This is a genomic window from Nioella sp. MMSF_3534, from assembly GCF_030732985.1.
Classification (GTDB): Bacteria; Pseudomonadota; Alphaproteobacteria; order Rhodobacterales; family Rhodobacteraceae; genus Nioella.
On sequence record NZ_JASHJX010000029.1, the window covers coordinates 46,932 to 53,270 of the forward strand.

At 53.2% G+C, this 6,339-nt stretch carries 5 protein-coding genes; all 5 read right to left on the bottom strand.

The window, feature by feature from the left end; genetic code table 11:
- Positions 1-306 precede the first annotated feature (306 nt).
- On the bottom strand, positions 307-1,092 hold the full coding sequence (locus RBB16_RS13135; RefSeq protein ID WP_306046601.1) for a hypothetical protein: 786 nt from the start codon (positions 1,090-1,092) through the stop codon (positions 307-309).
- Between the two features lie 8 nt (positions 1,093-1,100).
- Positions 1,101-1,727 carry a hypothetical protein gene (locus RBB16_RS13140; RefSeq protein WP_306046602.1) on the bottom strand — a complete coding sequence of 209 codons (627 nt, stop codon included), beginning with the start codon at positions 1,725-1,727 and terminating at the stop codon, positions 1,101-1,103.
- Positions 1,728-1,755: 28 nt separating this feature from the next.
- A complete protein-coding gene (locus RBB16_RS13145) occupies positions 1,756-2,289 on the bottom strand; it encodes a hypothetical protein (protein WP_306046603.1) in 534 nt (177 codons plus the stop codon).
- On the bottom strand, positions 2,264-2,449 hold the full coding sequence (locus tag RBB16_RS13150) for a hypothetical protein (RefSeq protein WP_306046604.1): 186 nt from the start codon (positions 2,447-2,449) through the stop codon (positions 2,264-2,266). The genes RBB16_RS13145 and RBB16_RS13150 overlap by 26 nt, the downstream gene beginning before the upstream one ends.
- Before the next feature lie 968 nt (positions 2,450-3,417).
- Positions 3,418-6,339: hypothetical protein (locus RBB16_RS13155; RefSeq protein WP_306046605.1), on the bottom strand; the 2,922-nt coding region annotated here is incomplete at its 5' end.

The following is a 6,339-nucleotide window of genomic DNA, read 5'->3' on the forward strand; positions in this document are numbered from 1 at the left end:
AGCATTCCCAAGCTTTCTCATAGTTTGTGGTTGAGTGTGTGTTGATTTCTTTGAGTGGCAGTGCAAACAAATAGACGCATGTCATCACTGCAACTGAGAAGTGGCTCTCCATTGCCCAGGCAACTAGATTAGTCTCCGCTTCCCCCTGAGCCGAAAACAAATAGAAAAAAAACAATCCAACCCAGTAAGCGCGGCGTGATCCTGGGCTGCTGCGAGAAGAGCTAAATCTTCTAGACACAATGATTGAGAAAACAAGAAAAGACACTGTTAAGAGAAGAATAGAAACAACAAAATCCTCCATTGCCATCACATCCCCCGAGGAATGGGTCGAGGAGACGTGGGCGGCGCATAGTTGCCGTCTCCATTCGGGTCCGTGATTAACTGCCCATTTCCGTCATATGGCTGTGTGCCAGTGCCATTCGTATAGTCGTAGGCAAATCCATCGCCGATAATGTTGTCACCGGTATCACCATCGTACTCCGAGACCGGTATTAAACCCCCGCCATCGGCATCGATGAGATAGAGTTCATCTCCCAGGCGGTACACGCCACCATCAAGTGCAATCAATGCCTCATCATAGGTATAGGGTGTTACACGACCGCCATGAGCAGCATTTGTGGCAATCTCAAGAACGACCTGGTTAACAAAATCGATGCTTTCTTGCGTTGTCAAGCCGTAAGAGCGGGGATCAGAAAAGATGTTGTCCAAAGTCGATTGCGCAATGATCTCGTAGAAACCGCCAGCGAGACCATCCCAAGGCGAACTCATTCCTTGGGCAAGCTCAAGAGCTTCTAGTTGTTGCCTTAGATCGTCATATTCATTCTGTAGCGACGAATTGCTAGGGTCAGAATGCAACTCCTCAACGAGGTCGTTCATTCTGCTTGCAATAACTCTTGCGCCTACAACGACCTGAAGCGATGCAATATCTGATAGACCACGTGAACCACTGTATCCGGTTGTCTCCAGTCTTCCGGTAAGGTGATTGGTTTGAAGGGTTAGTGCGTCATCGAAGATTGCGGCAGCACTACCTGCGGGCGCTGAACTGGAGCCCTCGAAGTCCATGGAGACCGATCCATCGGAATTGAAACTCACCGAAAATGTCATTGCGCGGTGCTTTCCATACATGAGTGAAACATAACAGATTCCAAAACACGCTCCGGCGCGACATTATGGATATCCGAACGAACGAAGCAGTTGTATTCTTGGATGGTTTCAAGCTGAGCAGATGCCCCATATGCTCTTGCAAAGTCCAAAAGAGGTGCAATCGCGAAGCTTGCATCCACGCTTGGAATCTGAATGAACTGACGAACAATCCATCCACGATAAATGTCAAACCGTCTTTGATTTCCATCGCCTATGGACAAAAGCGCCGCAAGGAGGAGGCTAAATCTGGTCTCACTAGACACATCCTCCCAGCCCATTGATTCAATCAATAGATAGTATCTAGTATTCTGATAGTATCCTCCACCACCATCAAACGCTTGAATTACGTCTCTTGTCTCTTGGATGTCGGCGGAAGCTAATGGATGTGCGAGAACGAACTCTTCACCCCACACTCCCATTCCAAAAAGATATCCTTCCGGCCAGCACGGCGTCGGAAGTTCTTCTGCATCGACCCTATAGTCGAGTAGGTCTGCATTTTGCAAACAGCCTGGTGAATTTTCCTGCCAGGCATGGGCAAGGTTGCCATTGCACAGAGTGAAGAAAAGCGCAAATAGAGTGGCCATCAGGCCTCTCCCGGCTAGTGGCGTCTTCTTACCCCAAAGTCTTAACATAGTTTCCTCCGAGCATTTGAAACCCGGCTCGGCCTGCGAGCCTGTGGGTCGTGTGTAGATTGACCCCTGAAGTCACATGAAACAGGATCCTGTCGATCCCTCTGGCGCGAGACCAGGATTCCACTCCACTGAGCAACCCGAGAGACGCCCGACCTCCCCCGAGGGATTGACGTTCGTCCTTGCGAACATAGAATGCGCGAATCGTTGTCATCGAGGCATTGGTTGACAGAAAGTAATCGCCAACGGTGCAGTAGAGCACACCAACGATCCTGTCGCCCTTCTTCGCGATCAGGATCCCATGTGTCAAAGGATTATCCAACGCGTGTTTGATCGCGTTCTCGACCTTCGCTCCACTAAACCGATACTCAGAAAACAGACTTTCTTGATGCGCCACATGCGCCAGTGCCACCAGGTCATCGATTAACCGGCTGTCCGAGAAAACAAAAAAATCCAATCCGGATGGAGTAGCATCGATGTAGGAGCTAGCATCATACAATGTCTTGAGGGAACTCATTACGTGTCACATTCTGTGAATTGGGGTGGTTTTTCTTAAACAGCACCGGTTTGAGTTTGCTCGGCAGGGTAGCTGCGTGTGGGAGAATAGCTGCCACCACCTCCCCCGACGCCAGAGCTGCCGCCGCCACCACCAAAGCTGAACTTGCTGTTGAGGTCAATCAATTCCCCCTCTGCACAAAACGACATGTTCTGCCTCTTTCCCTTTACGGCTATCCTGCCGCTGTTGTGGTTTGCCGGGCTTCCCCGCCTGGCAGTTCATTCAGATGGAGGAATCTTGACCATTCCTTCATCCATATACGCGTTTACCTGGATGAGTTCTCATTCGGACAGTGATTTCTGAGGAAATCATAGCTGCGAGTCGCGCTTTCAGGAAGTGAATATTTAGAGACTGTCATATAGTTTGCGCTCTGTTGTTATGTGTCAGGCAATTGGGAAGCGGTCTTCGAATGTGATGTAGGACTGAGATCTGACATAATGTCATTCGCGGATCGAGCGCTTCCACATCGGTGGATATAGGATCTGGGCTTCGGTAACGGGGCAACCTCAGTCAAGCGATTTTGCGCAGTCAAATTGATCCACCAAGGCGGTTAGATCGGATCGAGTATGCCTGCCTCTGCTTTCTGGCGGCCTTCGGCTCAGGCCCTTCGGGTACATGCTTCGGTTCGTGGTCAACGCGACACCTTCTCCTCGTCCGACCAGAACCGCTTCTTGCTGCCCCTCTTCGCCCCCATAATGCGCCTCATAATGTCCACTATCGATGGTGGACATTATCAAGGCACTCTATCGACCGTCAGAGCACCCAGACCGGACGCTTACGTTGTTTCCCAACCTCAATAGCATCATACATGAGCGCGATGCTTTGTTCATCCGGCTTAATGGTTCCGCTTTCGGGATTCGACACGGCCGGCAACGGAAGCGGCAGTTCGTACGTCGCTCGGCGAACTCACCGAATTTACCAAAATGCCGGATGCTGTGTATCGAACATTGCTTCTTATTATGTGGTGTATCGGTGGTGAAAGATACGTAGCCTTGCGCAGGATACAGTGCTCGAGAGTTCCCCAAGTTTTTTGGTCTTTGCCCCTGAAGATGGTCCAAATTGAGTCCGAAATTTTTGGTTATATTCTCGTCACCCAAATACTAGAATATCATCGCTTAGTGCGGCCAGATCTGTGTTTAGGACAGTCAGCGTATCCCCGTTTCCGAAGTCAAACACCACGTTTGAGCCACTCTGAGTAGCATGCGACAGGGCGTCCTGGGCATCGGTTAGCCCGAAGTTTCGGAAGATCAGAGTGTCCTCGTCATCCGCAAAATCCATGACTCGATCATGGTCCCACCCGCGATTGAAGTTGAAAGAGTCTGATCCCTCGCCTCCATACATCCAGTCATTGCCGAGCCGGGCATGGATTTGGTCATTACCATTCCCGCCCCAGATCACGTTGTTTCCAGAGTCCCCGCGCAAATTGTCATTGCCGCCACCACCATAGAGATTTTCGATGCTGGTATAGGTGTCCCCCGCTGCAACGCCCGTATTATGCTGCGAATACTGCAGGTCCGCTACAAAGCCCGTGTCAGACCCGTAGTATTGAGCACGGTCGGTTCCTGCTCCTCCATCCATGTGATCAGCTCCTGCGCCTCCCCACATTATATCATTTCCATCCCCCCCCAGAAGGGTATCGTTCCCTCCTCGGCCATGGATATGATCATTTCCATTCCCGCCCCAGATCACGTTGCCCGCAATGTCACCGCGAAGGTTGTCGGCATGAGCGGAACCAAACAGGTTCTCGATGCTCTCGAAGGTGTCTCCTGCTGCCTCGCCTGTGTTGAGCTGAGCATACTGAAGGTCTACCACGACAGACGATGTCGCATTGCTATACTGAGCCCTGTCGACCCCTTCTCCGCCGATGAGGTGATCAGCACCTGCCCCCCCGAACAGGATATCGTCCCCTGCACCGCCATCGAGCCGGTCAATTCCATCATTCCCATTGATCAAGTCATTGCCTTCTGCGCCGAATAGGTCGTCGTTGCCACCTCGACCATAGATCTGGTCGTCTCCGTCTGCCCCCCAGATCACGTTGCTTCCATGGCTGCCGTAGATGCGGTCGTTATGATCAGATCCATAGGCGTTTTCGATATCAGTGAAGCTATCGCCAGCGGCTTCGCCGGTGAAGTTCCCCGCACCCGAATTATCTAGAGAAAAATACACGCCCACCGTGGCATCGGCATAGCTCACTGCATCAACACCACTGCCGCCATTCAGAGTATCCGCCCCGGAGCCACCATTCAACACATCATTTTCATCGCCGCCGAGCAGCAGGTCGTTGCCGCTGCCACCCATCAGAATATCATTGCCATCGCCGCCGCTCAGCGTATCGGCCCCACCTATCACAACGCCGTCCGCACCTGGTTCGCCGTCCCCGATCAGCACATCCTGACCGGCCCCGCCATCCATGCTGTCGGCGCCAGCACCGCCAACCAGGTAGTCGTTGCCAGCACCGGCCAGCACTGTATCATTGCCGTCACCACCAAACAGCTGATCATCACCAAGGCCGCCGTCTAGAAGGTCATTGTCACCACCGCCGAGCAGCAGGTCTGAGCCAGCTCCGCCGTTCAGCTGATCTGCGCCAGCGTCACCAGAAAGGCTGTCTCCGCCTTCACCACCGTTGAGGGTATCGCTTCCGTCCCCTCCATGGAGCGCATCTGAGCCGCCATTTCCGTTGAGGATGTCGAGGCCCTCTCCTCCTCTCAGGATATCCCCTCCGGCCCCGCCGTGTAGCTGATCGTTGCCGCTGCCTCCCTCCAGAACATCTGACCCGTCCAAACCGAAGAGACTGTCATGTCCTTCGCCGCCGCGCAGCAAATCAGACCCGCTCCCGCCTTCAAGACGATCGTTGCCACCCTCGCCAAGAAGAACGTCATTCCCATTCTCTCCGGCCAGCTGATCCGCCCCGAGCCCCGCCAGGATCACGTCATCACCATCTCCTCCGGCTACGGTATCATTGCGCCCGACGCTCCCGTGAGGTTGGTTCAGATAGTACCAATGCCCGGTGTTATCTGCCTGAATCGTGTCGTTTCCAGAGCCACCATCAATAGTATTCGCGGTGCCCGCATATCCGTAGATAACGGAATTGGGGTCGGTTTCGTCGAGATGGGTTGCCCAGTAGAACGTGTCAGAGTTGTCCTCTTGAGCATTGACATGATTGAGAAGGACAACTGAACTCGCTGCGGCATTATTCTGCAACCAGGAGGCCCATTGGGCATCTGTCAGAGCTCCGTTCCGTGGGTCGTCTGTCCGCCCTTCGGTCCTGCCCCACCGAATGTAGTGCATCGTCGCAGCTGACAGGTCTGAGCCATAGGCGTTTCTCAAATCACTGTAGTTGCGAAGATACTGTTCAGCATCAAAATCACCGGTATTGCGCCCTTCGGTCCTGCCCCACCGAATGTAATGCTCAGTTGCTCGAACAAGATCCATTCCGTAAGCGTTATAGATATCGGGGTTGGCGGCCATATACTGCAACGCATTGAAGGTGACTTCGCGATTGGTTCCCTGGCCGTAGTTGTCCCAATGGATGCTCCCGTGCGTCCAGTTCGTCCCCATCGCATCAATGAGATCCCCGTAGGAAGCGATATAGGCGAGGCTGAACTCCTGGCTCGATTGCTGGTCCAGATGAGACCAGTAGGTCTCGCTACCCGTACCGCTGAACTCTACCCGCTCAATATCCTGTACCTGGATATAGGCATCAGCAGACCAGAAGATGTACTGCCCGACGCCATATTCAGTGGCAGTAATACCATCGCCACTGGTGACCTGGCGAACCTCCCGGACATAGTCCCAGTTCCACTGATCTGCGCTGCCATTGAGCACCAGCGTATCAGTGCCTGTTCCCCCCTGAACGACGTTATTGCCCCCGTAAGTTGTCAGGACAAACCAGTCATTGCCGTCGCCGCCGCGATAGAAATCATCCCCCAGCCCATCGTGAAACAGGTCGTTCCCAGCCCCGCCATGGGCATAGTCATCTCCTGAGCCGTCATAGACTGTATCATTCCCTTC

Bases quoted from the DNA above. Each gene is read 5' to 3' on its own strand.
- RBB16_RS13140 (WP_306046602.1), bottom strand. From the start codon at position 1,727: ATGGCCACTCTATTTGCGCTTTTCTTCACTCTGTGCAATGGCAACCTT.
- RBB16_RS13145 (WP_306046603.1), bottom strand. From the start codon at position 2,289: ATGAGTTCCCTCAAGACATTGTATGATGCTAGCTCCTACATCGATGCT.